Genomic DNA, 25,006 nt, shown 5'->3' with positions numbered 1-25,006 from the left:
CCCCCACATGAAGGTGTTCGGGTCGAGCGGGACGAGAGGGGTCGCCAACGACGAACTGACTCCCGAGTTCGTGCTCAAGATTGCGAAGGCTGCGGGAACGGTCTGGCGCACCGACCGCATCGCACTCGCACGGGATACACGAGCGACAGGCGACATGCTCGCCGACGCCGCGGCCAGCGGATTGGCGAGCGTCGGGGCGGACGTGGACCGACTCGGCATCGTGCCGACGCCCGGCGTGCAGTCGTACGCCGAAAGCGAGGGGGTTCCCGCGTTGATGATAACCGCGAGCCACAACCCGCCGGAGTACAACGGCGTGAAACTCATCGGCGACGACGGCATCGAACTCTCGGTTGACGACCTCGAACGAGTCGAAGGTAAGTTTCTCACCGAAGCGTTCGAGGAAGTTCGCTGGAGCGAGACGGGCCACAGCCACGTCATCGACGACGCCCGCGAACGATACGTCTCCCAACTGCTCGATTCGATAGACACGAACAAAATCGCCGACGCGAACCTCACCGTCGCCCTCGACCCCGGCCACGGTGCCGGTTCGCTCACCTCCCCCGAACTCTTCCGCCAACTCGGCTGCCGCGTCGTCACGACGAACAGCCAACCCGACGGCCACTTTCCCGGCCGCAACCCCGAACCCGTCCCCGGAAACCTCCACGACCTCGGCTTACTGGTCGAGGCGAGCGGTGCTGACGTCGGTATCGCCCACGACGGTGACGCCGACCGCGCCATCTTCTACGACGAGAACGGCGAGTACATCGAAGGCGACGCGACGCTCGCCGCGCTCTCGGCCGCCCAACTCGAACCCGGCGATGCCGTAGTCTCCGCCGTCAACGTCTCCCAGCGGCTGGTGGACGTCGCCCGCGAGACGGGTGCGACCCTCGAACTGACGCCTATCGGGAGCACCAACATCATCACCCGAATCCGAGAATTACGGGACCAGAACGTGTCGGTTCCGGTCGCCGGAGAGGGCAACGGCGGTATCTTCTTCCCGAACTATCGTCTCACCCGCGACGGCGCGTACACCGCCGCGAAGTTCCTCGAACTGCTGGTCGACGCAAGCGCGAGCGAGGTAGTGGCACCGTACGGCGGCTACCACAACGTTCGGACGAACATCAAGTACACGACGGACGCCGAACACGACGCGCTGCTCGCCGCCGCGGAGAAGACGGCGACGGATTCGAACGCCGAACTGAACACCCGCGACGGCTACCGCTTGGATTTCGGTGATGCGTGGGTGCTGGCCCGTCCCAGCGGAACGGAACCGATGGTGAGAATCTACGCCGAGGCGCACGAACGCCATCGTGCCGAGGAACTGGCGGCGGAGATGGAAGACACCCTTCGAACGGCCAAAGCGGACGTCTGATACCTCGTTCGATCGTTCAAACTCGAAACGCTACCGCGACGGATACGTATCGAGTGCGTCGCTCAGTTTTCCCCGTTCGTCCCGTAACCGCGCGAGCTCGTCCTCGACCTCGCCACTGGCGAGTTTGTCGCGTTCGTCGTCCGTCAACTCGGAGCGTGCTTCGGCTGCCGTTCGGAGTCGTTCGAAATCGTCCCGACGAGTGAGGTCCTCCACGTTACGGAGCCGTGCGATGGTTTCCGGCGGTGCGAATCGGTCCGCGACGCGAATCGCCTCCTCACACCACCAGCGGAGTTCGTTCGCGGAGGCGGGTGGCCAGTCGATGGTGAGTGGTTCCGGGTCGAGTCGGTCGAGATACGTCTCGTTCGTGGCGATGGCGCGTTTCAACGCGGCGGGGTCAGTGACGTAGTGGTCGAGCTTGGATTGGGAGTAGTGGGCGTATTCGAGCAGTTCGGGGACGGTGAGGTCCCCGCCGTCCCGACCGAGCAAGTACTCCCGAAGGGTTTCCGGCGGCGGCTGAAACTCGATGAGCGGATAATGTTCGGTCGCGGTGAGGAACTCGACCATTTCGCGGGATGTCGCGTCGTGTGTGAACTCCGAGAACGCATCGGTGATGGCATCGTTGGCGGCGTCGATTGGCTCCCGAAGCAGTTCCGTCGGGGCGTCCAGATCTGCGTCCCCGAGTTCCCGTAATCGTTCGAGGGACGCGATTCGTTCGTCCAGTTCCGCTACCCGCTGTGAAACGGTGTGTCGCGTATCCCTGTATCGCTCGCGTGCCGCCTGGCGTTCGTCCGACAGGGCGACGATTTCCTTCGCGGGTGTGAGCGCGTTTCGCGCCTTCTCGAAATCACGCTCGCTCAATCGGCGTTTGTCGATGGTCGTCTCCGCCCGTTCGAACGCCTCGCGTGCGGGCAAGTCGTCGGGCAACCCGTCCACGAAATCGCCGAACTTCCCTTGAAACTCCAGGAACGCCTCGAAATCGCCGGTCCCGGTCGCACGCGATTCGTAGCGGTCGAACAGGTGTGTCGCCCGGTGGTAGGCGTCGGCAACGGCGTTCATCTCCGCTTCGCCGTATTCGGCGATGGCGGCGTTTTTCTCCCGACACGCCTCGTCCGCGTTTCGGAGGTCGGTCAGTGGATCACTCATACACTTCGTCGGGATCGTACACCCGTTCGGCGACGATTTCGGTTTCCGCGGTCGGTTCGTCTCCGTCCCGATCGACGGATTCGATACTGCGGTAGAAACAGGATTCGTAGCCCACGTGGCAGGCACCACCGTCCTGCTCGACGCGGTAGAGCAACGTGTCGGCGTCACAATCGACGCGAACGTCCTTCACGTGCTGGAGGTGGCCGCTGGTTCCGCCCTTCTTCCAGAGTTCGTCCCGACTGCGGGAGTAGTAGTGGGCGAACCCGGTTTCGAGGGTTTTCTCGACGGCTTCGGGGGAGACGTATGCCAACATCAGAACATCTCCGGTGTCCGCATCCTGTGCGATTGCGGGAAGTAATTCGTTCTCGTCGAACGCGAGGGCGACTTCGGACGACTGGCTCATGCCTCCACGAACGTTTCGACGGGGAATAGGCTTTTTCTCTCGGGAAAGAGTGACCATCGATGATAGCTCCTTGAATCCTGCTGTCAGTCTTCGACCAACTGGGCGAAGTCGTCCATCGGAATGATTTCCATGGTTTGCATGTCCATTCCGTAGCTCTCCACCGCGATGCCCGCACGGAAGGCCGTATCGCGGTCGGGTGCCTCGAAGATGAGGAGGAAGTCGTACTCGCCGAGCACGGCAAAACTTCCATCGAGTTCGACGCCGAACTCCTCGAACTCCAACCGGATGTCGCCCCACGTCGACGCGAGTTCCTGCGCGTTTTGGACGCTCGTCCGGATGTCAACGAGTGCAACGTACTTTGCCATACCTGAGCGGACGGTGTGGGTTAGAAAAACGGTTATAGCCAATGTCTCGAAACGATCCCTTTCCAGAGGGTGAATTTCGGACGGAGGTAAGGTGTTTGCCGCCCGGTCACCACGTGCCTCCTCGGTTCGTTTCTCGTTGATTTCCATCGTCACCTAATCCGGTATAACGTAGTATACCGAACTGTATGCCAAATATCCCGTCGAACATTGCGGATTAATGTCGTCTGAGAGTTATCTTCGTCGTTCGAGACGGAGTGAACAATTGTCTGGCTTGAAGATGGTGAGTCACGATATCGGAGTCCGACGATGCTGGCGACGACAGATCGTTTCCTTCTGTCCGGTACGTCGGCTATCGTGGGAGAGAAACAATGACACAGGAGAACGAATCGGATGCGGCTCGGGGGACTCGCCGGAGTTTCCTCAGACGGGGAACACTCCTCTCCGGACTGCTCGTATCCGCCAGTTCATCGACGGTACTCGCACAGCCAACGACGAACCAAGGGACGACCTTGGAACCGATCACGTCGGGAACACAGGGGACCACACAGGGGACCACTGGAACGCAACAGGGTGGTGGAGCAAGTAATGGCCTACAGCAGGCGGCATTGAAAGGAGCGAAGCAGGGAGTCGCCAGCGCTGAAAACCAGGGGGCGAACGTAACGGCGGCGCAACGACAAGCCGCGATACAGGGAGCCACCCAAGGGGCGATAGTCAATCAGAACGTCAACGTCAACGTCGTCCAGAACGCCGCGTTCGGGTCAGCGAAAGGTGCGTTACTCGGCACGGTCAATCAGAACGTCAACGTCAACGTCGTTCAAAACGCCGCGGCCGGTGCTGCTCAAGGCGCGGTCAACCAGAACGCGAACGTCAACGTCGTGCAGAACGCCGCCCTCGGTGCGGCGAAAGGTTGTGTCAAAGGCGCGGCCGTCAATCAAAACGCGAACGTCAATGTCGTCCAAAACGCCGCCCTCGGTGCGGCGAAAGGCTGTGTAAAAGCCGGGATGGTCAATCAGAACGTCAACGTCAACGTTCTACAGAACGCTGCGGTTGGCGCGGCACAGGGTGGCGTGCGCGCGGTCGTAAATCAGAACGTCAACGTCAATGTCATCCAAAACGCGGTGCTCGGTGCGGCACAGGGTGCGGTGCAGGGAAGCATCAATCAGAACGTCAACATCAACGTCATCCTTAACGCCGCGGCTGGCGCGGCACAAGGTGGTGTCAAAGCGGGCGCCATCAACCAGAACATCAACATCAACGTCATCCTCAACGCCGCAGCCGGGGCGGCGCAGGGAGCCATCAACCAGAACATCAACATCAACGTCGTTCTCAACGCCGCGGCCGGGGCGGTGCAGGGCGCAGTACAGGGGGCAGTAAACCAGAACGTCAACATCAACGTCGTTCTCAATGCGGCACTCGGCGCGGCGAAGGGCGCACTCAACCAGAACGTCAACATCAACGTCGTTCTCAACGCCGCGGCCGGTGCAGCGCAGGGGTGTGTCCGAGAGGGCGCTATCAACCAGAACGTCAATATCAACGTCATTCTCAATGCCGCGTTCGGTGCGGCACAGGGTGCGACCACTGCGGCCGAGCAAAACCCCGGCGTCTCCGCGAAAGGCGTGAAAGCAGCGGCCTTGGGTGGTGCGACCGGGGCCGTCAAACAGGGGGCAGTCAACCAGAACGTCAACATCAACGTCATCCTCAACGCCGCGGAGAGCGGTGCACAGCAGGGGGTCGAAGCGGCAGCGAACGGTGCATCTCCACAACAAGTGCAACAGACGGCAGCAAGCCAAGCGCAGAGTGGTCAAGGGCAAGGACAAGGAACTCAGCAACCAGGCGGCGGTGGCGGTGGCGGCGGAACCACTAGCGGCGGTGGCGGCGGCGAAACCTCCGGCGGTGGCGGTGGTGGCACGTCCGGTGGCGGCGGCGAAACCTCCGGCGGTGGCGGTACCTCCGGCGGTGGAAACTCAACCGGATAACTACCCTATCATTTCCGAAACGTCGCGGTCACCACTTCGAATTTCGTCTGCAACCGTGCTCACGTCCGCGAACTCGACGTCGGGTTTCGTCCGCATGTGCTGGATCAGTTCCTCCAGTCGCGTCGTTCGGGGTGGTTGTCCGATGACCTGCGGGTGCATCGCCAGCGTGAAAATCCCATCCTCCATGTGCTCGTACATCCAGTCGAACTGGGCTTTCCAGAGGTCGAACACGGATCGCTCGTCGGCGAAGCCCCACAGGATCGACTGCTCCCAGACGAACATCAGCGCCGGGAAGTCCGCCCGTTTCCACGAAATCGGAATTTCGACGACATCGCTTTTGTCGCCGATTTGGAACGGTTTCTTCTGGGGAGCGCTCCAATTCTTCCGGAGATAGTACGGGTGAAAGTCGTTGCCCATCGCGCTCGAATCCCATTCGAATCCCAGTTCGTCGAGGATGGAGAGCGTGTTCTCGGAGAACTCCCACGCGGGCGACCGGAACCCGACCGGCGCGTCTCCGGTGATGTCCTCGATGTTCGTCATCGCCCGCTCGTACTCGTCCTTTTCGTCCTCCTTGCTGTCGAACGTGCTCGGGTTGACGTGTCGCCACCCGTGACACTGGATATCGTATCCACGGTCGTGCACCTCGCCGACGTGTTCGGGAAAGCTCTCGATGGTGTGACCGGGGACGAACCACGTCGCCGGAATCCCGTGTTTGTCGTGCAGGTCGAGGATTCTGGGTGCGCCGACCCAGGCACCGTACACCCCGCGGGAAAGCTGTGTGGGGGCGTCACCGGCCCCGAAGGTGTGAATCCAGACGGAGACGGCGTCGAAGTCGTAGGTCAGGCAGACGGTCGCTCGGGCCATAGAAGAGACATAACGACGGGTATCGCCTTACCTGTAGCTCATTTGTGAGTTTTTGTGGGCGGTTGGATTAGCGACGTGAGCGGAGAACGGGCGGCAGAAAACGGACGATGAAGAACGGACGGCAGAAGACGACCACCGCACAGGGAAATTCGGTCGAGCGTGCCGACTTATCCTTCCAGATGGATGGCCGGTCGCAGTGGCGTGGCGTGGCGTGCTTTGTCCTCGGGGTCGGGCACGTCGTCGCCCTCGCGGTAGACCTCGACGTCGGCGTCGAACTCGCGTTCGAAGAAGTCGCGGGCGTCGTCGTAGACGGCGACCTCGTCCACGTTCGTCAGCACTTCGGCCTGGTCGTCGGGGCGCTCGCGCACGTCCTCGACCAGCGTCTGGGCGAGTTGATTCACGTCGTCGCCCTTCTCGCGCAGGTCCGCGTCCTGCATGACTTCACCCATCACCGCACCGACGTTCGGGCCGTTCTCGACCACGGCCGAGAGCACTTTGCGCTTCCAGTCGGCGGCGACGTACACCCGAATCGTCACGGGGTCGGTGTTCGTCACGTCCACGATGTCGCGGATGTCGTCGGTCAACCCGGAGACCAGCGACTCCTCGATTTCCGTGACGGTGCTCTCGAAGTCGGCATCGGGGTCCGGCCACGTCGATTCGCTCATCGGTTCGCCCGTCAAGCGCTCGTGGAGTTCCGCGGTCATGAACGGAATGAACGGAGCCAACAGGCGCAGGCGGGTGTCCAGTACCTTGCGAAGCGTCCAGCGTGCGCCCGGTCGGTCCGTGTCGGTCCGCTTGCGGTACCACTTCAGGTGCTCCTCGAAACCGTAGAAGACGGCTTGGCTGGCCGTTCTCGTCTCGAAGCGGTCCAACGCGTCCGTGGCTTCGCGGACCGTTGCCTGTAGTTTCGACAGCAGCCATCGGTCGATGTGCTGCAGGTCACGTTCGCCTTCCGGGGCCGCAATCGTGTCGTTCGCGCGGTTCCAGAACCGCCGCAGTTGGTTCCCGGTGCCCTCGACCTGGTCGCTCCGCCAGTCGTAATCCTGCCACGGTTCGGCGCTGTTCATCAGGAAGAAGCGGACCGTGTCGGCACCGTACTTCTCGATGGCGTTCTCCGGCAGGACGACGTGGCCCTTCGAGGAGGACATCTTCTCGCCCTCCAGTAGGCCCATGCCCATCACGGTGATGCCCTGCGGCCAGTTCGCCGGGTCGAACAGTTCGGCGTGGTGGAACAGGAAGAAGGTCAGGTGGTTGCTGACCAAGTCGTTCGCGGAACAGCGGTAATCGACCGGGTACCAGTAGTCCCACTCCTCGCGCAGGGAGAGGGCGGTTTCGTTGGGATCATCCACTGCTTCACTCCCATAAAACAACGTGTCGAAGAACTCCCTGTCCATCTCCTCGACCGGAACGTCGGAAATTCGATGGGCGATGGTGTAGTAGGCCATGTAGATGGTCGAGTCCGACAGCGGTTCGATGACGAAATCGTCGTCCCACGGCAGGCGGGTGCCCAATCCGTAGTTACGGATGCACGGCCACTCGTTCAGCCAGTCGATGGTGTGGTCGTACTGCTCGCGGGTATTCTCCGGAATCGCGTCCAGTCCGGCGACTACCTCGTGGGCCTTCGCTTTCCACGCCTCGTCGTTGTACCGCAGGAACCAGGTGTCCTGTTCGGCGACTTCGACGGCCCCGCCACAGCGACAGACGACCTCCTCGCTGAACTCGTGCATCGTGCCGAACGACCCCTGTTCTTGGAACTCCTCTTTGAGGTCGTCGCGCACGTCTTCCACGATTTCCCCGGCGTAGTCGCCGTACATCGGACCCAACTTCCCGCTGTGGAACTCGCGGTTGTACACCTCCTGGGTGGCATCCTCCAAGGCGGGGTCAGATGAATCCTCGATACCGTGTTCCGCCACGGCGTCCTCCGCCGGGAACTCGCCGTAGCCTTCCACGTCGATGATGGCCTTCGGTTCGATGGCGTCGACTTCCGCAGGGTCGATGCCGTATTTCTCCATCCGGGCGTCGTCGGTGTCTCGCGGGCTCTGCCCGCTCGACTGTTCCGCGGCCCGTCGCCCCGCGCTCTTGGCCTCCTGCAAAGCTACCCAATCGTCGGGACTGTGGGCCGGGACGGACATCACGACACCCGTGGCGTTCTCGGCGTCCACGAAGTTCGCGGGCAGGACCAGTACGTCGTCACCCGTGATGGGATTCGTGACGTGCTCGCCGACGAGTCGCTCGCCGGTAAATCGGTCTCGGATTTCCACGTCGTGGGCCTGCAGTTCCAGTTTCTCGGCGGCGGATTCGGAGACGAGCCATATCTCTCCGTCAACGTCGGCTTCGACGTACTCCGCGTCCGGGTCGATGTAGGCGTTCGTCACGCCGTGAACCGTCTCCGGGCGCAGGGTCGCCATCGGGACCGTGATTTCAGAGTCGTCAGCAACCCAATTGAACTTCACGAGGGTGTACTCCTGGAACTCGGCTTCCTCGCCCTCCAGCAGGTCGTGGGTCGTGACCGGGTTCTGCTCGTTCGTGCAGTATTTGACGGGATGCAGGCCTTTCTCCAGCAGGCCGCGCTCTTTGAGCGTCTCGTACTGCCACGTGATGAACTTCGAGTAGCGCTCGTCGTTCGTCGTGAACTCGCGCCGCCAGTCGATGGAGAGGCCCAACGACTGCATGTTCTTCTTGTAACTGTCCTCGATGAAGTGGCGGGCGAACCCCATCGGCGTCTCCATCTCGGACAGGTCCTCGTCGGAGACGTTGTAGGTGTCCTGCAGCACGGACATCTGTTCGGGTTCCCGTTTTTTCAGGCGCTCCACCGCGCCGACGATGGGGGTGCCGGTGACGTGCCACGCGATGGGAAACAACACGTTGTCGCCCTGCAGACGACGATACCGCGCCCACACGTCCGGGACGGTGTAGGTTCGCGCGTGGCCGATATGCATTCCCCCGCTCGGATACGGGTAGGGGACCGTGACGAAGGTAGCCTCAGACTGGGATGGATCGACCTCATATCGACCATCTTCCGCCCACCGAGACTGCCACTTCGACTCGATTTCCCGTGGCTCGTAGTCACTCATACCCTATCGGAGACGTGCGACGGTAAAAGAGGTGTCTACCTGACAGATACACGAGAACACGGAAAATCGGAAGTGAACGGCGCTGCCAGATGACAACGTATAGAAGCCAAACGGAACAAAGGATGAACAACCCGGATTCTCGCATGAAAACACGACGACAGTTCGACCACACGGAAATCGAGCATCGATGGCAGGAGGCGTGGGACGACGCCGACGTCTTCCACATCCCGGACGAGGCGTCCGACCCGGCGTACGTCCTCGGGATGTTCCCGTACACCTCCGGCCAACTCCACATGGGTCACGTCCGTAACTACACGATAACGGACGCCTACGCCCGATACAAGCGCATGGACGGCGAAAACGTCCTCCACCCGATGGGGTGGGACTCGTTCGGTCTGCCCGCCGAGAACGCGGCCATCGAACGCGACACGAACCCGCGCGACTGGACGCTCTCGTGTATCGACACGATGCGCGAGCAGATGGCGGACATGGGCTTCGGCTACGACTGGGAGCGCGAAATCACGACGTGCCAGCCCGACTACTACCGCTGGAACCAGTGGCTGTTCACCCAGTTCCGCGAGGAAGGACTCGTGGAGCGGGAAGCCGCCGAAATCAACTGGTGTCCGTCGTGTGAGACGGTGCTCGCCGACGAACAGGTCGAAGGGGACGCGGAACTCTGCTGGCGCTGTGACACCCCCGTCGAACAGCGCGAACTCGACCAGTGGTTCCTGAAGATCACCGAGTACGCCGACGAACTCCTCGACGATTTGGACGAACTCGACGGCTGGCCGTCCAACGTCCGCCAGATGCAGCGAAACTGGATCGGCCGCCAGCACGGTTCCACCGTCGAGTTTGACGTCGAAGGATACGGTCCCGTCGAGGTGTTCACCACCCGACTCGACACCATCTTCGGCGTCTCCTTCTTCGCGCTCGCTCCCGGCCACCCCATCGCCGAGGAACTGGCCGCGGAAGACGAGGACATCGCACACTTCGTGGACGAAGTCGCCGACCCGGAGGGCGACGAACCGCAAGGTATCGCCACCGATCTGACCGCGACGAACCCCGCAACGGGCGAGGAAATTCCCGTGTTCGTCGCCGACTTCGTCCTCACGGACGTCGGGACGGGCGCGCTGATGGGCGTTCCGGGCCACGACTCCCGCGACCACGCCTTCGCGACGTCGATGGACGTGGACATCACCCCCGTCGTCGCACCGAGCGAGGACGACGTTCCGGACGTGAGCGAGGCGGCCTACACCGAGGACGGCGTTCTCGTCAACAGCGATGACTACGACGGCCTCGACAGCGACGATGCTCGCGAGCGGTTGGAAGCGGACATCGAGAGCGCCGCTCACGACGTCCAGTACCGCCTCCGTGATTGGGGCATCTCGCGACAACGCTACTGGGGAACGCCGATTCCGATCATCCACTGTGAGGAGTGTGGGCCGGTCAGCGTTCCGGACGAGGAACTGCCGGTCGAACTGCCCGAATTCGTGCAGACGACCGGAAACCCGCTGGACGCGGCCGAGGAGTGGAACCACGTCGAGTGTCCCGAGTGTGGTGGCGATGCGCGCCGCGAGACGGACACGATGGACACGTTCATGGACTCGTCGTGGTACTTCCTGCGGTACGTCTCGCCGCACCTCGACGACGCCCCGTTCGACACCGAGCAGGCGAACGACTGGATGCCGGTCGACCGGTACGTCGGCGGCATCGAGCACGCCGTCATGCACCTGCTGTACTCGCGGTTCGTGACGAAGGTGCTCTCCGACATGGAACTGCTTTCCCACCGCGAACCGTTCACGAACCTCGTCACGCAGGGGATGGTCCTGCTCGACGGCGACAAGATGTCCAAGAGCAAGGGCAACGTCGTCTCGCCCCAGCGCATCGTCGAGGAGTACGGTGCCGACACGGCCCGTCTGTTCACGATGCAGGCCGCCCAACCGGAGAAGGACTTCGACTGGACCGAGGAGGGCGTCAAATCGAGCCACCAGTTCCTCGAACGTCTCGCCGGGGCGGTCGAATCGTTCGTCGAATCGTCGCTCGACGGCGAGCACGACGAAGTCGCGGAGTACGTCGAACGCGAAATCGACGCCACCGTCGCCATCGCCAACGACGAGTTCGAGTCGCTGACGTTCAACGGTGCGCTCCGCGAGACACAGGAACTGACGACCCTGCTCACGCGCTACCGCGAAGAAACCTCGCCGCACGGCCCGACGCTCGAACGCGGCCTGCGAACCGTCGTCAAACTGTTGGCACCCGTCACCCCGCACATCTGCGAGGAACTGTGGGGCGACCTCGGTGGCGAGGGCTTCGTCGTCGAAGCCGAGTGGCCGGAACCCGAGATGGACCCGACAGAACTCGAACTGGCCCGTCAGTTGGTCGAGAACACCCAGGAGGACGTTCGCCACATCGTCACCATCGCGGACATCGACGACCCCGAACGCATCGACATCGTCGTCGCCGCGCCGTGGCAGTTCGAGGCGCTCGACATCGCGCGCGAGTCCGACGCCCCCAACGTCATCGGCGAAATCATGCAGGAAGACGAGATACGGAAGCAGGGCGACGACGCCGCGAAGTACGGACAGGAGCTACAACAGGAGCGCCAGTCGCTTCCGGAAACGCTCTCGCCGGAGCGTGAGCAGGTCGCGCTTCGACGGGCGAACTGGCTGTTCGAGCGTGAGTTCGACGCCGACGTTCACCTGTTGACGGCCGACGAGGCCGACGGCGACTTGGCGGCGAAAGCGCGTCCCGGTCGCCCCGCGATACACATCGACTGACGGACCGGCCCATCAGTCATGATTTTGTCAACTCGTTTCGTCTGGCAGAAACACCACCAAATCGAGTCCGTACACCGAGCCGTAAGCGACGAAAATGACCAGGATATGTGCGAGGATTTGAAGAACTGAAAACGTCGTTACGGTATCCGAGAGTCCCGAAGAGACGGAGATTAGGTTGGTCAGCATCGGGAGGAGGAATCCGAGGACGAGCAGCCAGATGGTAACCTCGATGCGCTTTCGCTGCCCGTCCGGATTTCGAACTCCCCAGAGGAATCCGGCGATGATCATGGAGAGGAGAAATACGATTGCAGCAGGCGTGCCGTCGATGAAATACGTCGCCCGTGTCGAGGAGAGATACCACGCGACGGACGCGAAGCCGATCAGAAAGCAGAAGAATCCCGTCACACCCCACTGAACCGCACCGATGACTCCTTCGGGAAGGTTCGAGCGAAATTCCATACGCGAACGTCACTGAGCGGAGACAAAAAACTAGCAACCGAACCCGAAACCGGTCCGATCAGTCCAGTACGACGAGTTCGTCGTCGAGCATCTCCTGCAACACTTCGCGCGCGTGGCCGTCGGGGTCCACGCCGGGGTAGACAGCCTGGACTTCGCCGTCCGCGAGGACGAACGTGGTTCGCTGGGTGAAGTCGTTCTCGATTTCGACGCCGAACGAGTCGGCGATTTCGCCGTCCGGGTCGGCCAGCAGGTCGAATTCGAGGTCGAACTTGTCGGCGAACGCGTCGTGGCTGTCCACGTCGTCGGTCGAGACGCCGTAGACGGTCGCACCGGCGTCGCGGTAACTCTCCAGTTCCGCGTTGAACTGCTTCGCCTCGATGGTGCACCCCGGCGTGTCGTCACGCGGGTAGAAGTACACGACCGTCGGCGCTTCGAAGGACGGGGATACCGTCTCGCCGTGCTGGTTCTGCGCGGTCACCTCGGGCGCGTCGTCGCCTGCGTCGAGCGTCATGTGCCGCGATTATGCCCGAGATAGCAAGGGAGTTGTGGTTGCTGTAAGTCCCGCCGTTTACCACGGGTCTACGGGTATCGGGACGGGCGGGAAGTCGCGGCGGACGATCAGTTGACTTCGATGTCGTGCGAATCGTCCTCGTCCATCTCCTTCGGGAGCGTGACGGTCAACACGCCGTTTTTGTACTCCGCCGAGACGCCCGTCTCGTCCACGGGTTCCGGAACGGTGAGCGTTCGACTCATCGACTGCTGGCGGCGTTCCTTCCGGAGGAAGTCCTCGTCACCGGCCTCGGTTTCGGCCGAACTCTCGGCCGAGATTCGAAGGCGGTCTCCGCGGAGCGAGATGTCGATGTCGTCCTTCTCGAAGCCCGGCAGGTCGGCGGTGACGACGAACTCGTCGCCACGGTCGGCCATATCGAGCGACATGCCGCCGGGTTGCCAGCCCATACCGCCCCCGCCGAACTGGTCACCCATGCTCTCGAACTGGCGGCCCATTCGTTCGAACAGTTCCTCTAACTCATCGAAGGGATTCTTTCGTCCGGCCATGATTCCGTCTCACCGTTCGACGTACGACGGCTTAAAAATTCACGCTGAAAGTTACGTCACCCGTCGATGACGTGTTGCGTGTCGTAGGATCCGAGTCGCCGCACCCATCCGTTCTCCGCAAGCGACTCGACTTCGGCGAGCGCGTCTTTGGCGCGTTTCTCGTACAGACCCGCCTCGAAGTCGAGATGGAAGACGTAGTCGCCGAGTCGTTCCCCGCTCGGTCGTGATTCGACGCGGGTGAGGTTGATGGCGCGGTCGGCGAACGGTTCGAGGAGCGAGAGCAGGAGACCGGGATAGTTCGAACCGGGATACACGACGAGCGAGGATTTACCGCCCGCGTCGGAGCGTTCGTCCGCGGGCGCGAGGACGAAAAACCGGGTCGCGTTCGACGTGCGTTCCTGGATGTCCTCCGCGAGGATGGTCAGTTCCCCGGCGTTGTCGGGGTGGGCGATACCGGCCACTGACGAGTCGGCGCGGGCGCGTTCGACGCCACGAGCGGTGCTCGTGACGGCCTCTCGTTTCACGTCGGGGTACTCGCGTTCGAGGTACGGCCGACATTGGGCGAGCGCCTGTGCGTGGCTGGCGACCGTTTCGAAGTCGGTACTCTGGGCCATCAAGGCGTGACGGATCGGCGTCACGAGTTCGCGGACGACCGCAACGTCGTTGTCCGCGAGGGCGTCCAGCGTCGCCGTGACGCTTCCTTCGATGCTGTTCTCGATGGGGACGACACCGCGAGCGTACTCGCCACCGGCGACCGCTTTCACGATGTCGGTGACGGATTCCAGGAATTCGACGTCGTCCGCGACTGCGCTGGCGGCCCGATGTGAGTAGGTACCCGCCGGACCGAGGGTTACTGCTTGCATGGCCAGGGGTTTCGAGTGGGGAGGCAAAAACGCGTCGGGGACGGTCAATTATGTCGACAACAGCGAATAATCGGAGATCACGGTCGTGTCGGAATCACGTGTGCTCGGCGGCCGTCGTTCGGTCCACGAGTTTGTACGCCTGACTCGGGTCGTCGTATTCGTCGTGATTCGGATACACGAAGGCCAGTTCTTGGGCTTCGAACTCCTCGAACCATTCACGCCACCCGACGGTCGCGAGTGCTTCAGTGTCGTCCATGTTCGGGAATTCGATTCGGAGGTATTCGATGCTGTGGGGGGTCATCTCGTCCGTCGCCGGGCGACCGTCGTGTTTTTCGACCCACTGCATTATCGTGTCGTGATTCGTCGTTACCGTTCCATGGTTCGTGTTGATCGTCTCGTTGAGCATGAGTCCTCGTGTCGATCGTTTGTTGGGGACGTTTCCGTGTCAGTTCCGGGCTTGCATACGCATGGAAACCATAATATTGGCCGTCAGATCACGATGAGAAACGAGTCGGCGGAACGCGTGACGGCGGTCGCTTTTAAGATGATGAACGGCGAACTCACACACATGGTGAGCGATTCAGGTGACGATCCGGACGTGGAGATCGATGTGGACCGACTCAAACTCGGACAAACCGTCTACGACGACAACGGAAACCGATTGGGGGACATCCGGGGCTTCGACGACTCCGGCTTTTACGTTACCATGCGGGAGGGCTACGAAGCACTCTCGGTGGAGCACGCCCGTGCGGGCCACGAACTCGGCGAAGCGGAGCTGATGTGGCGCTGCTCGAACTGCGGCGAGATGGGTGATCTGGACGACAACCTACCGGATACCTGTCCCAACTGCGGCGTCCCGAAGGAAGAACTCTACTACTGGACGGAAGACTGAGAGTCGAAAGACGGCTGAATTTTTCACCCTCGGATTCCTCGGTCGAGTATGAACGTGGTCGTGTTCGGTGCGGGGAGTCTCGGCAGTCTCATCGGCGGGTTACTCGCCCGTGAGCACACGGTGACGCTCGTCGCCCGCGACCCGCACGCGAGCGCAGTACGCGACGTCGGACTGACGGTGGGCGGCGAGTTCGATTTTCGAGTTCGGCCCGACGCGACCACCGACGGGACCGGTCTCCGCGCCGACTGCGCCGTCGTGACGGTCAAGGCCTTTCACACCATCACCGCCGCAGAGGAGCTAGCGACAGGCGAATTCGAGACGATTCTCTCGCTCCAAAATGGGATGGGAAACGAGGAAATCCTCGCAGAGCACCTCGACTGCCCAGTCCTCGCCGGAACCGCGACCTACGGCGCGGTGCTGTCCGAACCCGGCCACGTCGAGTGTACCGGGGTCGGTGACGTGGTACTCGGTGCACACCACGGCGGACGTTCGAACGCGGCGGACAGGGTCGGGGAGGCGTTTTCCGCGGCAGGCATCGAGACGACGATTGCCGAAGACATGCCCCGAAGGCTGTGGGAGAAGCTCGCAGTTAACGCGGGAATCAACCCGACCACCGCGCTCGCGCGGGTCGAAAACGGCGCGTTGCTCCGTGGGGACGCCGAAACTATCGCGGCGACGGCGGCCCGTGAAACGGCCGCCGTCGCGCGTGCCGAAGGCGTCGAGTTGACGGACGAGGACGCGGTCGGTGCGGTCACGGCGGTCGCGACCGCGACCACTGCGAACACCTCCTCGATGCGCCAGGACGTGGAAGGAGGGAAGCGGACCGAAATCGACGCGATAAACGGCTACGTCGTCACTCGCGGGCGGGAACACGGTATCGAGACGCCCGTCAACCGAACGCTCGCCGGATTGGTGAAAACGTGGGAAGGAAGAAAAGGCGGAAGCTGAACGTCACGACCGCATGATGACGAACAGCGACGCGATGCCACCGATGAGGAGCACGAACCAGTAACTCGCAAACCGGTAGACCATGGCGGCTGCCACGCCCGAACTCCACGAAATCGCCGGAACGAGTCCGACCATGAGGACCGTGAGCGCCGCCTCGACGCCCGCCAGTCCGCCCGGCGTCGGCGTCAGTCCGGCCAGCGTACTCGCCGGAACGATGAACAGCACGAGCACCAGTGGAAGTGGCAGGCCGAGCGCCCGCCCCGCGAAATACAGCGGCAGGGCGAAGAAGATCCAACCCGTGTACGAGAACACCAGCGCGAACAGCAGTTGGCGCGGTTCGCTCGCGATGCGCTCCAGCGAGTGATAGAACCGGTCGATACGTTGTCGAATCCCGTCGACCGTGATCCGTGACGTGCGGGTGGCGATGGGGGCAATGAAGCGGATCACGAGGTCTTCGACGCGCTCTCGATACCGCCAACCGGCGTAGGCGAGAGCTGGAATACCGAACGCCAGTATCACGAGTCCCTGCGCCAGCGTCTTCGCGTCGTCCGGAAGCGACGCGCGGATGAGCAGATAGCTCAACCCGAGCGCCGCGAAGTTGAAGAACGGCAGGAGGTTGAGCAGGTCCGCCGTCACGACGCTCGCGAGGCTGTCCTCGTAGTTCGCCTCCGTATCCCGCGAGAGGATGTAGGCGATGAACGGTTCGCCGCCAGCCTGTCCCAACGGGGTGACGTAGTTGGCGAACGTCGCCGCGAGGTAGGTGACGACGAGGCGTTTGAACTCCACCTTGATGTCGAGCACGGCGAGAACGATCTGCCACGCCTTGCCCCACGCGGCGAGGCCGATAAACGTCGAAAGGCAGGCGATCCACATCCACGTGTAGTCCGCACCCTGGAGGGCATGAAGCACTCGTCGCCACCCGGAGGCGACGACGATCAGGTAGATGAGGACGACCGCGACAACGAAGCCCAGCAGTAGCTTGCCGGTCCCGAACCGCTCCGACAGTCCTGCGGACAGCGCACTTCCGCCGTCCGGAGCCGACTTGTCGGTCACGTTAGTCGATGTAACCGAGGTCTTGGAGGCGGTCCTTGGCGTCGTCGCTCATATCGTCGAGCACGTCGTCACCGTCGGAGACCTCGTTCCACTCGCCGCCGACCGTCTCCTCGAACGCGGAGAGCGCGGCTTCGAGTTCGACCTCTTCCTCGGTTCCCTCGCCCCGGAGGTCGTTCAACTCGCCGGGGTCGTCGTCGAGTTTGTAGAACTCGTCCTCGATGCGCTCGTTGCGGATGTATTTGGCGTCGGGTCTGCGAGCAGCACGCATCCGCGAGTAAAAGCGCGAGTCCTCGTCCAGCGTGATGTTCGCGCTCTTCGCTTTCTCCTCTAGCTGTTTCAGTTCGACCACCGGTCGGTAGTACTCCACGAATGCACACTCGCCGTCACCCGGGACGTCCTCGGCGAACGCGCGGTAGTCCTCGTTGAGGAGCGACCGCGCCTCTTCGAGCGGCCGCGTCGAGTTCGACCCGGAGACGCCGGTGTGGTCGAGAATCGTGTGGTACACGTCGATGAGTTCGACCTGTTGGTCGCTCGTACCCGACTCCATCTCGGGGTGTTTGACCATCAGCGGGACGTTGATGAGCGGGTCGTAGATACAGAACTCGTGACCGTACAGGTCGTGTTCACCGTGCAGTTCCCCGTGGTCGGCACAGACGACGACCATGGTGTCGTCCCACTCGTCGTTCTCCTGCATCCACGAGAACAGCCGTTGGAGTTGGTCGTCGATGTGGCGAATTTCGGCGTCGTAAAGGCCGCCAATCGCGTCCCACTCCTTGTCGCTGATGTCGCGTGCGCCGCAGTTGTACTCCTTCGAGTTCTGGCACACCTTGGTGGAATCGACGTTGGGAGCGAACTCCTTTCGGTACTCCTTCGGCGGGTGATACGGAAGGTGAGCGTCCATCAGGTTGATGAACGAGAAGTACGGGCCGTCGGAGTCGTCGATGAACTCGATGGTCTGGTCGATGACCTGTGGCGTTTTCGAGTCCGCACCGTCGCCGCTGGCGAGGTACTCGTGAGCCACGTTGCCGAGGCTGACCAGTTTGTCCGCGACCTTCCGAAGCGACTCGTTGTCGTTCATCGTCTTCCACGCCTTCGCCATCGGCCCGGAGAGGAAATCGCCGGGCATCACTTCGAAGAAGTTGTCTTGGTCGTCGAAACCGTCCGTCAGATGGGTGTACGGCGTGATCCACGCGTTCGAGGAGTAACACGAGGTATCGTACCCCGCAGCGGAGAGGGTCTGTGCGAGCGTCGTCGCACCTTCCAGATACGGGTTCTCCTGGCTCGCGCCGTGTTCGCTGGGATACATTCCAGTGAACAAAGAGGCATGCACCGGAAGGGTCCAAGGAGCGGGGGAAACCGCCTGCTCGAAGACGGTTGCTTCCTCCGCGAACCGTTCGAGGCCCGGCGTTGTCGGGCGATCGTATCCGTAGACAGAGAGGTGGTCTTTACGCACCGTATCCATCACAACGAATACGACGTTTTGCGCCGTGGCGTCGTCGTTCGTCATACTAACGCCTGCTACAGCGTCCGGTGGGATAAATATCGTGATTCAGCCCATGGAATCGGCCGAAAACTAAAAATAGCGGAATTAGAACGGAGCCTGCGGGCCTTCGTCATCGTCGTCATCGCTGGACTCGCCGGGGAAGGATGGACTCATGCCGCCACCCATTCCGTCGCCACCGCCCATGCCGGTTTCGGCGATGACTTTGTTGATTTCCGGAATCTCCTTGATCATTCGGCTCTTGATAGCCTGAATCGTCATCGGGGAGATACCACAGCCACTACATGCGCCGCCGAGCATGATCGTAACTTCGCCGGACTCGCGGTCGATGTGCTGGATCGCAGCGCTACCGCCGTGCATCTGAATCTGCGGGAAGTTGCGGCGCAGGAAGTTCGTGACCCGTTCTTCGAGGTCGTCTCCGTCTTCCTGAGTTTCGGTGCTCATGTATCCGGATATGGGGTGAGCCTCCTTAGGCCTTTCCACTGTCTCATAAACCGAATCCGGCAGGAATCACCGCTGAACCGTGACTTTTCGGGGTTTTCAACGAGGTAGAAAACCGCAGCGTCGTTAGTTCTCGTCCGGATCGCTCGGTTCGAATCCAAAGACGCGTGCCAGTTCGTACTCCAACCGCTCGACGTACACCGAAAGCGTCTCTTCGAGTTTCTCGTCCTCCACGACAACGCTCCGCACGCGGTCGGTCGGGTTCTCGGGGAGGTCGATGCGAAACTCGCCGTCCCCCTGATAGAACGGTTCGCTCTCGTTCAGTACCTCTTGGTCGATGGCGTGGATGAGTTTGGAATCGTACCGCTCGTTCATGTAGCTGAAGGCGTTCTTGTACCCACGCTGGAGTTCGTTGAAGTAGTGGACGTACTTGTCCTCGAACTTCTCGGCATCGAATTCGGTCATAGCTGAACCGTGGGGAGCAGGAAGTAAAAATGCGGGCGATTCGAGTGCAGCAGTCTCCAAACCGAGAGGAATTATGTCATACGGAACAAACGTCACGGTATGCCCGAAGTCACACTCATCGACCGTGGCCGCGTCCGTGCCGACACCGCCTACGTCATCGACGGTTACTCGATGGCGAGCGCCGAAAATCCGAACCCCACCCACGAGTTGATCGATTTCGTCGTCTGGAACGCCGTCATCGAGACGGACGCCGGGACGTTTCTTTGGGACACCGGCTGTCCGGAAAACGCCGCCGAGTCCTGGCCCGACCCGTTGTACGGCGCGTTCGAAGCCTACGACGCCGAGGAGCACGCGCTCGAAGACGACCTTCAGAAGAACGGATACGGACTCGACGACATCGATGGCGTCGTGATGAGTCACCTCCACCTCGACCACGCGGGGCAACTCGACAGGTTCGAGGGGAGGGACGTCCCGGTGTACGTCCACGAGGAGGAACTCAAGTTCGCCTACTACTCGGCGAAGACGGACGACGGGTCGATTGCTTACTTGGCACCCGACTTCGACCGTGATTTGAACTGGGAAATCGTCCACCGTGACACGCACACGATTGCCGACGGCTTCGAACTCCATCACCTGCCGGGACACACGCCGGGCGTCCTCGGCGCGCGAATCGAGACGGAAGCGGGAACCCTACTTATCGCGGGCGATGAGGCCTACGTCGATGCGAACTACACAGACGAGGTGCCGCTCGGTCCCGGCTTGCTGTGGAGCGAGCGCGCGTGGCGCGAGAGCCTGTACACGCTGAAAGAGTTGGAGCGAGTGGATGACTGCGACGTGTTGCACGGCCACGACCTCGGACGGTTCGAAGAACTGGTGGGGAAATACTGAGGCTTCATGGGATGGAAAACGTCGAGCGGCAACGTTGGTGTGGTCTTTCGGGGTCTCAGTGTCTGTGATCGTTCTCGTGGGGATGATTTTCCTTGCGCCGGATCTCGTGGCGAGCATACTAATTAGGGTCTCGGCGAGGTTCTCTGGATCGGTATTAGGACCGCTGCCTCGGCTTCTGCGGTCCGTTAAAGCGCTTTCTTTGTGCTTTCGCACACAGCCTGTGCGGAGATTATAAAAAGATCTCCAATCCAAGTCCGGGGGAGTTCGGATCTTCAATGAATACGTGTGTCGGAGGTCCTGTTCTCAGGACACTGTCTGTATCCCCGGGGTCAACAGTACCTCTGAATGTCCCACCATCAATAGAATCTTGACCATAGTCGAAATAATTATGACTATCATTGGGTTCCACATCCCCATCGATGTCGATGGTGTAATTATATCCGGGCCAGTCCGGATTCTGGTCTCTCTGTACACCGATTGCTTGGTAGTAATCCGTTGGTGATGCTACGTCGATATCTATGTATCCGTAATCGTTATAGGTGACACTAATGCCAGTGATCCAATCGTCAGAATCCATCCAGAAGGTGTCTTGCCCTCCCTTACTAACCTGTCCACCCGCGTTGTTTCCCGCATTGGAAATGTAGTCATCTCCGTCAGCATAACTACCCTTTTCTACGTCGTCGAAGCCTATTTTGGTGAATATTTGATACTCCCAGTAATTACTATTGGAAAAAACCTGTATTTCACGTGAGTTATCTGCTGCTGCTGTGCCACTCGCGGCGATTCCACCGGTGATACCGATCCCAGCGGCCGCAGTCGATCGTAGGAATCGTCGCCGTCCAAGTTCTTTTTCACTCATTGTCCACTTGTATTCAATGATTTCATTATATTATATCTTTTGAAATGATGTAATATAAACACGCCCTCTGCCAACTAGGTCTTTTGGTAGATCACTTGCCGTGCCATGATGTCGCGAGTGTATTTCAGAAGCCTACGTCGATGCCACACACGACACGGGCTTCTCCGGTTCCGCGGGCGGATCATCAGGGGTTTCACCACCTGTACGGTAACGAGACGGAATAGAAATCGAACCGCTACCCGAGTTGCTCGCCGACAAGGTCGTCGGCGCGCTCGATGAACTCCTTTTCCGTGCCTTTCGGCACCGTCGCACCGGCGGCGACGTTGTGGCCGCCGCCGTCGCCGCCGACTGCCTGTGAGGCGGTTTTCATGACGACCGAGAGGTCGAGTCCCTTGCGGGTGAGGTGGGGCGTTCCGCGCGAGGAGACTTTCACGTTTTCGTCGTCCTCGTCGGCGAACGCGATGATGGGAACGTTGCGGTCGATACCGTTCGCGCCGACGGCCATCCCGGCGACGATGCCGACGATGGTCTCACGGATTCTGTCCTCCGCGTGGAACCACTGGACGTTCTCCTCCTTCGTCACGCCCTCGGACTGCACCCAACCGATGGCCTCCGAGAGGTTTCGTCGGTGGTTCTTCAGGAGCGTTCTGGCCCGCTCCAACGCGGCGTCACGGTTGCCGAGACAGACCGCGAGACCGACGTCCGCGCGGTCGTAGCGCGCCGTCGCGTTGAGCAGGGTGGAGAACTCGCTCACGTCGCGGAGTTCGGTTCCCTCGGGTTCCGCGGCGAGCGTGTACGTCGTGCCGACCAATCCGTCGATTTTGGTCGCCGAGACGCCCTTTCTCATGGCTCGCTTGACTAGCGCGCTGGCGACGGTCTGGCGTTCGTCGGCCGTCAAATCGACCCAGCGCCGCCAGTCTCCATCTTCCTTCAAGTCGATACCGACGCCATTGAGAAATCGGAGGGCGCCGTTCTGGTCGTTCGAGATACCGGGGATGTACACGTCCGTCGCGTACTCCAGGAGTTTCGGGAGGGGTCTGGTCTGCTTGCCGTACAGCGCGAGGTCGGTACCGGTTTCGACCACGCCCGCGTCGAGTCCTTCCTCGACGATACCCGTGTTCGCGCCGACGAGTTCACCGTCGGAAATCTGCATGTCGCCGACCGCACCGACGACGGCGAGGGCGGCGAGGTCGCGGTTGTCGCCGCCGTCGGGTTCGAGCGCCCGCGCGAGGACGTAACTCGCGCCAGCACCGGAGAGTTCCGAGGAGCCGTCCAGACCGAATAGAAGCGGGTTGAGGTGGAATTCGGTATCCACATCCGCTGGCTGATGGTGGTCGGCGATGACCGGTTCGAAGTCGCCCGCCGACTCGTGTTCCGCGATGATGTCGAGTTGGCCGCTCCCGAAGTCCGTGAAGAGGACGGTGTCGTAGTCGGTTGCCGCGATTGCGGCCAGTTCATCAGCGCCCAGTTGCTTGCAGAACACCGTCTCGAACGGCACCCCGGCGCGTTCGAGGGCGGACGACGCGATAGCGGCGCTCGTCAAACCATCGGCGTCGATGTGCGAGGCGAGCAGTATATCGTCCGCTTCGCGTACTCTGTCCGCACAGGCCGTCGCGCGGGCTTCCAACTCGGGAACCGGGCTACTCATGGGAACATCCTTGTCACGTTCTCGGATTTAAACTTGGGCCTCGCCGTTCGGTTCGTCGTGGAGGCGGGCGACGGCCTCCTCCGCTAATCGGTCGAAGGAAGCAGTGTCGGGGACGACATCGACGCGAACACCGTGCTCGCGGGCAGTGTCGTTCGTCGGACCGCCGATAGCACCGACGAGAACGTCGTCCAGTGCGTCCGTCACCTCGTCCCGGATGTCCCGGTCTTCGGCGGCGTCGAGGAAGTGTTCGACCGTGAGCGACGACGTGAACAAGGCGGCGTCGAGGTCGCCGTCGGCGGCGATTTCCGCCGAACGACCGGCCCCTTTTGGCCGGACGAGTTCGTACAGCACCGTCTCGTGGACGTCGGCACCGGCGTTCGCCAAGCCGTCGGTCAACACGTCGCTGCCGTGGTCACTGCGGGCGACTTCGACGGACTTTCCATCGACGCGGTCGGCGAGCACTGCGACGAGTCCCCGTGAGGAGAACTCGTCCGGGACGATATCGACGTCGTAGCCGTACTCGCGGAGCGTCGCGGCGGTACGTTCGCCGATGGCACAGACGGTCGCATCGCCGGGATTCCAGCCGTTCTTGTCGGCGAGTTCGACGCCCGTCTTGCTCGTCAAAACGACGAAATCGGCGTGGTGTGGCGTTTCGTCCGTCGGACGAACCGCCAGCATTGGGTCCGGAACGGGGTTCACGTCGAGCGATTCCAACAGTTCCACCGCCTCGTCGAGACGTTCGTCGTCCGGCCGGAAGACGGCGACCTTCATCGTCACTCACTCCCTTCGCGGGCTTCCGCGATGAGGTCGCGGGCACCACGCTCGGCGAGTTCGTTCGCCACCTGCTTCGCACCGGTGACGTGCGTTTCGACCGGCACGTCACGTTTGAGGGAGATGACCTCGGAGCCATCCTGACTGAACACCTGTACGTCCACGTGGACGTTTTCGCCTTGGATGATGCTGTGGACGCCGATCGGGGCGATACAACCGCCGTTCAACTCGCGAAGGATCGTTCGCTCGACGGTCGTCTCGACCCGCGTCCGTGGGTGGTCGAGGACGGTATGAAGGTCGTGGGCGAGTTCCGAATCCAACGTCATGACCGCCAGCGCACCCTGTCCCGGCGCGGGGACGAACTGCTTCGGCGGCAGTCTGTCGTACTCGACGTGATGGGCGAGACCGCTGCGCTGGAGTCCCGCCTCGGCGAGGACGATGGCGTCGTACTCCGTTTCGATGTCGCGTTCGAGCGCGCCGCGTCCGACCTCCGAGAGGTCGTTGAACCACTCGTCTATGTTCTTGTCGTACGGGAATTCGTAGCTGTCCTTCTTGCCAACGTGGCCCTTTCGTTCCTTTTCCTCCTCGGTTCGCTCCTCGTGTTCCGCTTGAAGAATCGGCGCGAGGAGTTTCTCGATTCGTGTATCGACGTTGCCGCGGAGCGGTTCGACGGTCAAGTCGGGACGGAAGTTCAGCAGTTGGGCTTTCCGCCGGAGACTCGACGTGCCGACGACCGCACCGTCGGGAAGCGCGTCGATCGGCTTGCCGTCGGGCGTCACGAGGGCGTCCTTCGCGCTCGCGCGCTCGGGGACGGCCGCGACGATGAGTTCGTTCGGATGCTCGGTCGGCATGTCCTTCATCGAATGGATTGCGCCGTCCACGTCGCCGTCCAACACCTGCTGGTCCAGATCACGGACGAACGCGCCGGTCTTTCCCAGTTCCGTGATGAGTGCGTCGTCCAGTTGATCCCCCGTGGTTGCTACTTCCACCAGTTCGACGGAGTACCGGCGGTCTTCCAGTGCCGCCTTTACCTCTCCCGATTGTCGAATGGCGAGGTCGGACCCTCGTGTAGCGAGACGGAGTTCCTTTCCTCGATGGCTCATATCCGACAGTGAGACCCCGACATTGAAACCACCTTCGCAACCCGTTTCGGCGGTCGTCTGTCGAAGTTGGTGAGGGTTGCACGAA

The 25,006-nt window shown here is 61.7% G+C and carries 24 protein-coding genes; 6 read left to right on the top strand and 18 right to left on the bottom strand.

Annotation, left to right across the window (positions count from 1 at the left end; all coding sequences use genetic code 11):
- Window positions 1-7: 7 nt before the first annotated feature.
- The gene (glmM, locus tag NKF26_RS00785; protein ID WP_253224844.1) at window positions 8-1,372 is read left to right on the top strand and encodes a phosphoglucosamine mutase; all 1,365 of its coding nucleotides are present in this window, start codon (window positions 8-10) and stop codon (window positions 1,370-1,372) included.
- 30 nt (window positions 1,373-1,402) lie between these two features.
- Here glmM and NKF26_RS00780 read toward each other — a convergent pair whose 3' ends face one another.
- From NKF26_RS00780 to NKF26_RS00770, 3 genes are all read right to left on the bottom strand, one after another.
- Window positions 1,403-2,515 (bottom strand): hypothetical protein, encoded by a 1,113-nt coding sequence (locus NKF26_RS00780; RefSeq protein ID WP_253224843.1) that lies wholly within the window; start codon window positions 2,513-2,515, stop codon window positions 1,403-1,405.
- Entirely contained in the window at window positions 2,508-2,918 is a 411-nt protein-coding gene (gene hisI / locus NKF26_RS00775) for a phosphoribosyl-AMP cyclohydrolase (protein WP_253224842.1), read from the bottom strand. The genes NKF26_RS00780 and hisI overlap by 8 nt, the downstream gene beginning before the upstream one ends.
- Before the next feature lie 83 nt (window positions 2,919-3,001).
- A complete protein-coding gene (locus NKF26_RS00770; RefSeq protein WP_066139951.1) occupies window positions 3,002-3,283 on the bottom strand; it encodes a GYD domain-containing protein in 282 nt (93 codons plus the stop codon).
- Window positions 3,284-3,651: 368 nt separating this feature from the next.
- Between NKF26_RS00770 and NKF26_RS00765 the strand changes: the two genes are divergently transcribed.
- The gene (locus NKF26_RS00765) at window positions 3,652-5,259 is read left to right on the top strand and encodes a hypothetical protein (RefSeq protein WP_253233900.1); all 1,608 of its coding nucleotides are present in this window, start codon (window positions 3,652-3,654) and stop codon (window positions 5,257-5,259) included.
- On the opposite strand, the gene NKF26_RS00760 is transcribed toward NKF26_RS00765, so the two are convergent.
- Both NKF26_RS00760 and leuS (NKF26_RS00755) read right to left on the bottom strand, forming a co-directional pair.
- The gene (locus NKF26_RS00760; protein ID WP_253233899.1) at window positions 5,260-6,123 is read right to left on the bottom strand and encodes a polysaccharide deacetylase; all 864 of its coding nucleotides are present in this window, start codon (window positions 6,121-6,123) and stop codon (window positions 5,260-5,262) included.
- A gap of 167 nt (window positions 6,124-6,290) precedes the next feature.
- Window positions 6,291-9,197 carry a leucine--tRNA ligase gene (leuS, locus tag NKF26_RS00755; RefSeq protein ID WP_253233898.1) on the bottom strand — a complete coding sequence of 969 codons (2,907 nt, stop codon included), beginning with the start codon at window positions 9,195-9,197 and terminating at the stop codon, window positions 6,291-6,293.
- Between the two features lie 143 nt (window positions 9,198-9,340).
- Between leuS (NKF26_RS00755) and leuS (NKF26_RS00750) the strand changes: the two genes are divergently transcribed.
- Window positions 9,341-11,974 carry a leucine--tRNA ligase gene (gene leuS, locus NKF26_RS00750; RefSeq protein ID WP_253233897.1) on the top strand — a complete coding sequence of 878 codons (2,634 nt, stop codon included), beginning with the start codon at window positions 9,341-9,343 and terminating at the stop codon, window positions 11,972-11,974.
- A 27-nt stretch (window positions 11,975-12,001) separates the two neighbouring features.
- Here leuS (NKF26_RS00750) and NKF26_RS00745 read toward each other — a convergent pair whose 3' ends face one another.
- The 5 genes from NKF26_RS00745 to NKF26_RS00725 form a co-directional block, all read right to left on the bottom strand.
- Window positions 12,002-12,433 carry a hypothetical protein gene (locus tag NKF26_RS00745; RefSeq protein WP_253224837.1) on the bottom strand — a complete coding sequence of 144 codons (432 nt, stop codon included), beginning with the start codon at window positions 12,431-12,433 and terminating at the stop codon, window positions 12,002-12,004.
- Between the two features lie 58 nt (window positions 12,434-12,491).
- Complete coding sequence (locus NKF26_RS00740) at window positions 12,492-12,944, bottom strand: peroxiredoxin (protein WP_253224836.1); 453 nt, start codon at window positions 12,942-12,944, stop codon at window positions 12,492-12,494.
- A gap of 107 nt (window positions 12,945-13,051) precedes the next feature.
- Complete coding sequence (locus NKF26_RS00735) at window positions 13,052-13,489, bottom strand: Hsp20/alpha crystallin family protein (protein WP_253224835.1); 438 nt, start codon at window positions 13,487-13,489, stop codon at window positions 13,052-13,054.
- A 56-nt stretch (window positions 13,490-13,545) separates the two neighbouring features.
- Entirely contained in the window at window positions 13,546-14,352 is an 807-nt protein-coding gene (gene pheA, locus NKF26_RS00730; protein WP_253224834.1) for a prephenate dehydratase, read from the bottom strand.
- A 94-nt stretch (window positions 14,353-14,446) separates the two neighbouring features.
- The gene (locus tag NKF26_RS00725; protein WP_253224833.1) at window positions 14,447-14,758 is read right to left on the bottom strand and encodes a hypothetical protein; all 312 of its coding nucleotides are present in this window, start codon (window positions 14,756-14,758) and stop codon (window positions 14,447-14,449) included.
- 162 nt (window positions 14,759-14,920) lie between these two features.
- Between NKF26_RS00725 and NKF26_RS00720 the strand changes: the two genes are divergently transcribed.
- On the top strand, window positions 14,921-15,244 hold the full coding sequence (locus NKF26_RS00720; RefSeq protein ID WP_253225576.1) for a rubredoxin-like domain-containing protein: 324 nt from the start codon (window positions 14,921-14,923) through the stop codon (window positions 15,242-15,244).
- 48 nt (window positions 15,245-15,292) lie between these two features.
- Complete coding sequence (locus NKF26_RS00715) at window positions 15,293-16,192, top strand: ketopantoate reductase family protein (protein WP_253224832.1); 900 nt, start codon at window positions 15,293-15,295, stop codon at window positions 16,190-16,192.
- 3 nt (window positions 16,193-16,195) lie between these two features.
- Here the strand turns inward: NKF26_RS00715 and NKF26_RS00710 are convergent, their stop codons facing one another.
- The 4 genes from NKF26_RS00710 to NKF26_RS00695 form a co-directional block, all read right to left on the bottom strand.
- The gene (locus NKF26_RS00710; protein ID WP_066139925.1) at window positions 16,196-17,245 is read right to left on the bottom strand and encodes a flippase-like domain-containing protein; all 1,050 of its coding nucleotides are present in this window, start codon (window positions 17,243-17,245) and stop codon (window positions 16,196-16,198) included.
- Window position 17,246: 1 nt separating this feature from the next.
- Window positions 17,247-18,752: a sulfatase gene (locus tag NKF26_RS00705; RefSeq protein ID WP_253224831.1), complete on the bottom strand. Its 1,506-nt coding sequence runs from the start codon at window positions 18,750-18,752 to the stop codon at window positions 17,247-17,249.
- An 81-nt stretch (window positions 18,753-18,833) separates the two neighbouring features.
- Window positions 18,834-19,190 (bottom strand): NifU family protein, encoded by a 357-nt coding sequence (locus NKF26_RS00700; RefSeq protein WP_066139919.1) that lies wholly within the window; start codon window positions 19,188-19,190, stop codon window positions 18,834-18,836.
- A gap of 123 nt (window positions 19,191-19,313) precedes the next feature.
- On the bottom strand, window positions 19,314-19,652 hold the full coding sequence (locus NKF26_RS00695; protein ID WP_253224830.1) for a DUF5783 family protein: 339 nt from the start codon (window positions 19,650-19,652) through the stop codon (window positions 19,314-19,316).
- A gap of 99 nt (window positions 19,653-19,751) precedes the next feature.
- On the opposite strand from NKF26_RS00695, the gene NKF26_RS00690 reads away from it, so the two are divergent.
- On the top strand, window positions 19,752-20,540 hold the full coding sequence (locus NKF26_RS00690) for an N-acyl homoserine lactonase family protein (protein WP_253224829.1): 789 nt from the start codon (window positions 19,752-19,754) through the stop codon (window positions 20,538-20,540).
- A gap of 229 nt (window positions 20,541-20,769) precedes the next feature.
- On the opposite strand, the gene NKF26_RS00685 is transcribed toward NKF26_RS00690, so the two are convergent.
- The 4 genes from NKF26_RS00685 to hemC form a co-directional block, all read right to left on the bottom strand.
- Window positions 20,770-21,399, bottom strand: coding sequence for a hypothetical protein (locus NKF26_RS00685; RefSeq protein WP_253233896.1), 630 nt, complete (start codon window positions 21,397-21,399; stop codon window positions 20,770-20,772).
- 235 nt (window positions 21,400-21,634) lie between these two features.
- Entirely contained in the window at window positions 21,635-23,047 is a 1,413-nt protein-coding gene (locus NKF26_RS00680) for a DHH family phosphoesterase (RefSeq protein ID WP_253224827.1), read from the bottom strand.
- A gap of 27 nt (window positions 23,048-23,074) precedes the next feature.
- Window positions 23,075-23,824 carry a uroporphyrinogen-III synthase gene (locus tag NKF26_RS00675; protein WP_369682109.1) on the bottom strand — a complete coding sequence of 250 codons (750 nt, stop codon included), beginning with the start codon at window positions 23,822-23,824 and terminating at the stop codon, window positions 23,075-23,077.
- Window positions 23,821-24,921, bottom strand: a complete 1,101-nt coding sequence (gene hemC, locus NKF26_RS00670) for a hydroxymethylbilane synthase (RefSeq protein ID WP_253233894.1) — start codon at window positions 24,919-24,921, stop codon at window positions 23,821-23,823. Before hemC ends, NKF26_RS00675 begins: the two co-directional genes overlap by 4 nt.
- Between the last annotated feature and the right edge of the window lie 85 nt (window positions 24,922-25,006).

Origin of the sequence: Haladaptatus sp. AB618, assembly GCF_024136965.1 — an archaeon.
Taxonomy (GTDB): Archaea; Halobacteriota; Halobacteria; order Halobacteriales; family Haladaptataceae; genus Haladaptatus.
Note: the sequence above shows the minus strand (reverse complement) of the source record. Positions and strands in the feature narration are given on the sequence as shown.

Bases quoted from the DNA above. Each gene is read 5' to 3' on its own strand.
- NKF26_RS00720 (WP_253225576.1), top strand. From the start codon at position 14,921: ATGGTGAGCGATTCAGGTGACGATCCGGACGTGGAGATCGATGTGGAC.
- leuS (WP_253233897.1), top strand. From the start codon at position 9,341: ATGAAAACACGACGACAGTTCGACCACACGGAAATCGAGCATCGATGG.
- leuS (WP_253233898.1), bottom strand. From the start codon at position 9,197: ATGAGTGACTACGAGCCACGGGAAATCGAGTCGAAGTGGCAGTCTCGG.
- NKF26_RS00695 (WP_253224830.1), bottom strand. From the start codon at position 19,652: ATGACCGAATTCGATGCCGAGAAGTTCGAGGACAAGTACGTCCACTAC.
- hisI (WP_253224842.1), bottom strand. From the start codon at position 2,918: ATGAGCCAGTCGTCCGAAGTCGCCCTCGCGTTCGACGAGAACGAATTA.
- NKF26_RS00770 (WP_066139951.1), bottom strand. From the start codon at position 3,283: ATGGCAAAGTACGTTGCACTCGTTGACATCCGGACGAGCGTCCAAAAC.
- pheA (WP_253224834.1), bottom strand. From the start codon at position 14,352: ATGCAAGCAGTAACCCTCGGTCCGGCGGGTACCTACTCACATCGGGCC.
- NKF26_RS00765 (WP_253233900.1), top strand. From the start codon at position 3,652: ATGACACAGGAGAACGAATCGGATGCGGCTCGGGGGACTCGCCGGAGT.
- NKF26_RS00725 (WP_253224833.1), bottom strand. From the start codon at position 14,758: ATGCTCAACGAGACGATCAACACGAACCATGGAACGGTAACGACGAAT.
- NKF26_RS00680 (WP_253224827.1), bottom strand. From the start codon at position 23,047: ATGAGTAGCCCGGTTCCCGAGTTGGAAGCCCGCGCGACGGCCTGTGCG.
- NKF26_RS00780 (WP_253224843.1), bottom strand. From the start codon at position 2,515: ATGAGTGATCCACTGACCGACCTCCGAAACGCGGACGAGGCGTGTCGG.
- NKF26_RS00690 (WP_253224829.1), top strand. From the start codon at position 19,752: ATGCCCGAAGTCACACTCATCGACCGTGGCCGCGTCCGTGCCGACACC.
- NKF26_RS00700 (WP_066139919.1), bottom strand. From the start codon at position 19,190: ATGAGCACCGAAACTCAGGAAGACGGAGACGACCTCGAAGAACGGGTC.
- NKF26_RS00745 (WP_253224837.1), bottom strand. From the start codon at position 12,433: ATGGAATTTCGCTCGAACCTTCCCGAAGGAGTCATCGGTGCGGTTCAG.
- NKF26_RS00685 (WP_253233896.1), bottom strand. From the start codon at position 21,399: ATGAGTGAAAAAGAACTTGGACGGCGACGATTCCTACGATCGACTGCG.
- NKF26_RS00760 (WP_253233899.1), bottom strand. From the start codon at position 6,123: ATGGCCCGAGCGACCGTCTGCCTGACCTACGACTTCGACGCCGTCTCC.
- NKF26_RS00735 (WP_253224835.1), bottom strand. From the start codon at position 13,489: ATGGCCGGACGAAAGAATCCCTTCGATGAGTTAGAGGAACTGTTCGAA.
- NKF26_RS00740 (WP_253224836.1), bottom strand. From the start codon at position 12,944: ATGACGCTCGACGCAGGCGACGACGCGCCCGAGGTGACCGCGCAGAAC.
- glmM (WP_253224844.1), top strand. From the start codon at position 8: ATGAAGGTGTTCGGGTCGAGCGGGACGAGAGGGGTCGCCAACGACGAA.
- NKF26_RS00705 (WP_253224831.1), bottom strand. From the start codon at position 18,752: ATGACGAACGACGACGCCACGGCGCAAAACGTCGTATTCGTTGTGATG.
- hemC (WP_253233894.1), bottom strand. From the start codon at position 24,921: ATGAGCCATCGAGGAAAGGAACTCCGTCTCGCTACACGAGGGTCCGAC.
- NKF26_RS00715 (WP_253224832.1), top strand. From the start codon at position 15,293: ATGAACGTGGTCGTGTTCGGTGCGGGGAGTCTCGGCAGTCTCATCGGC.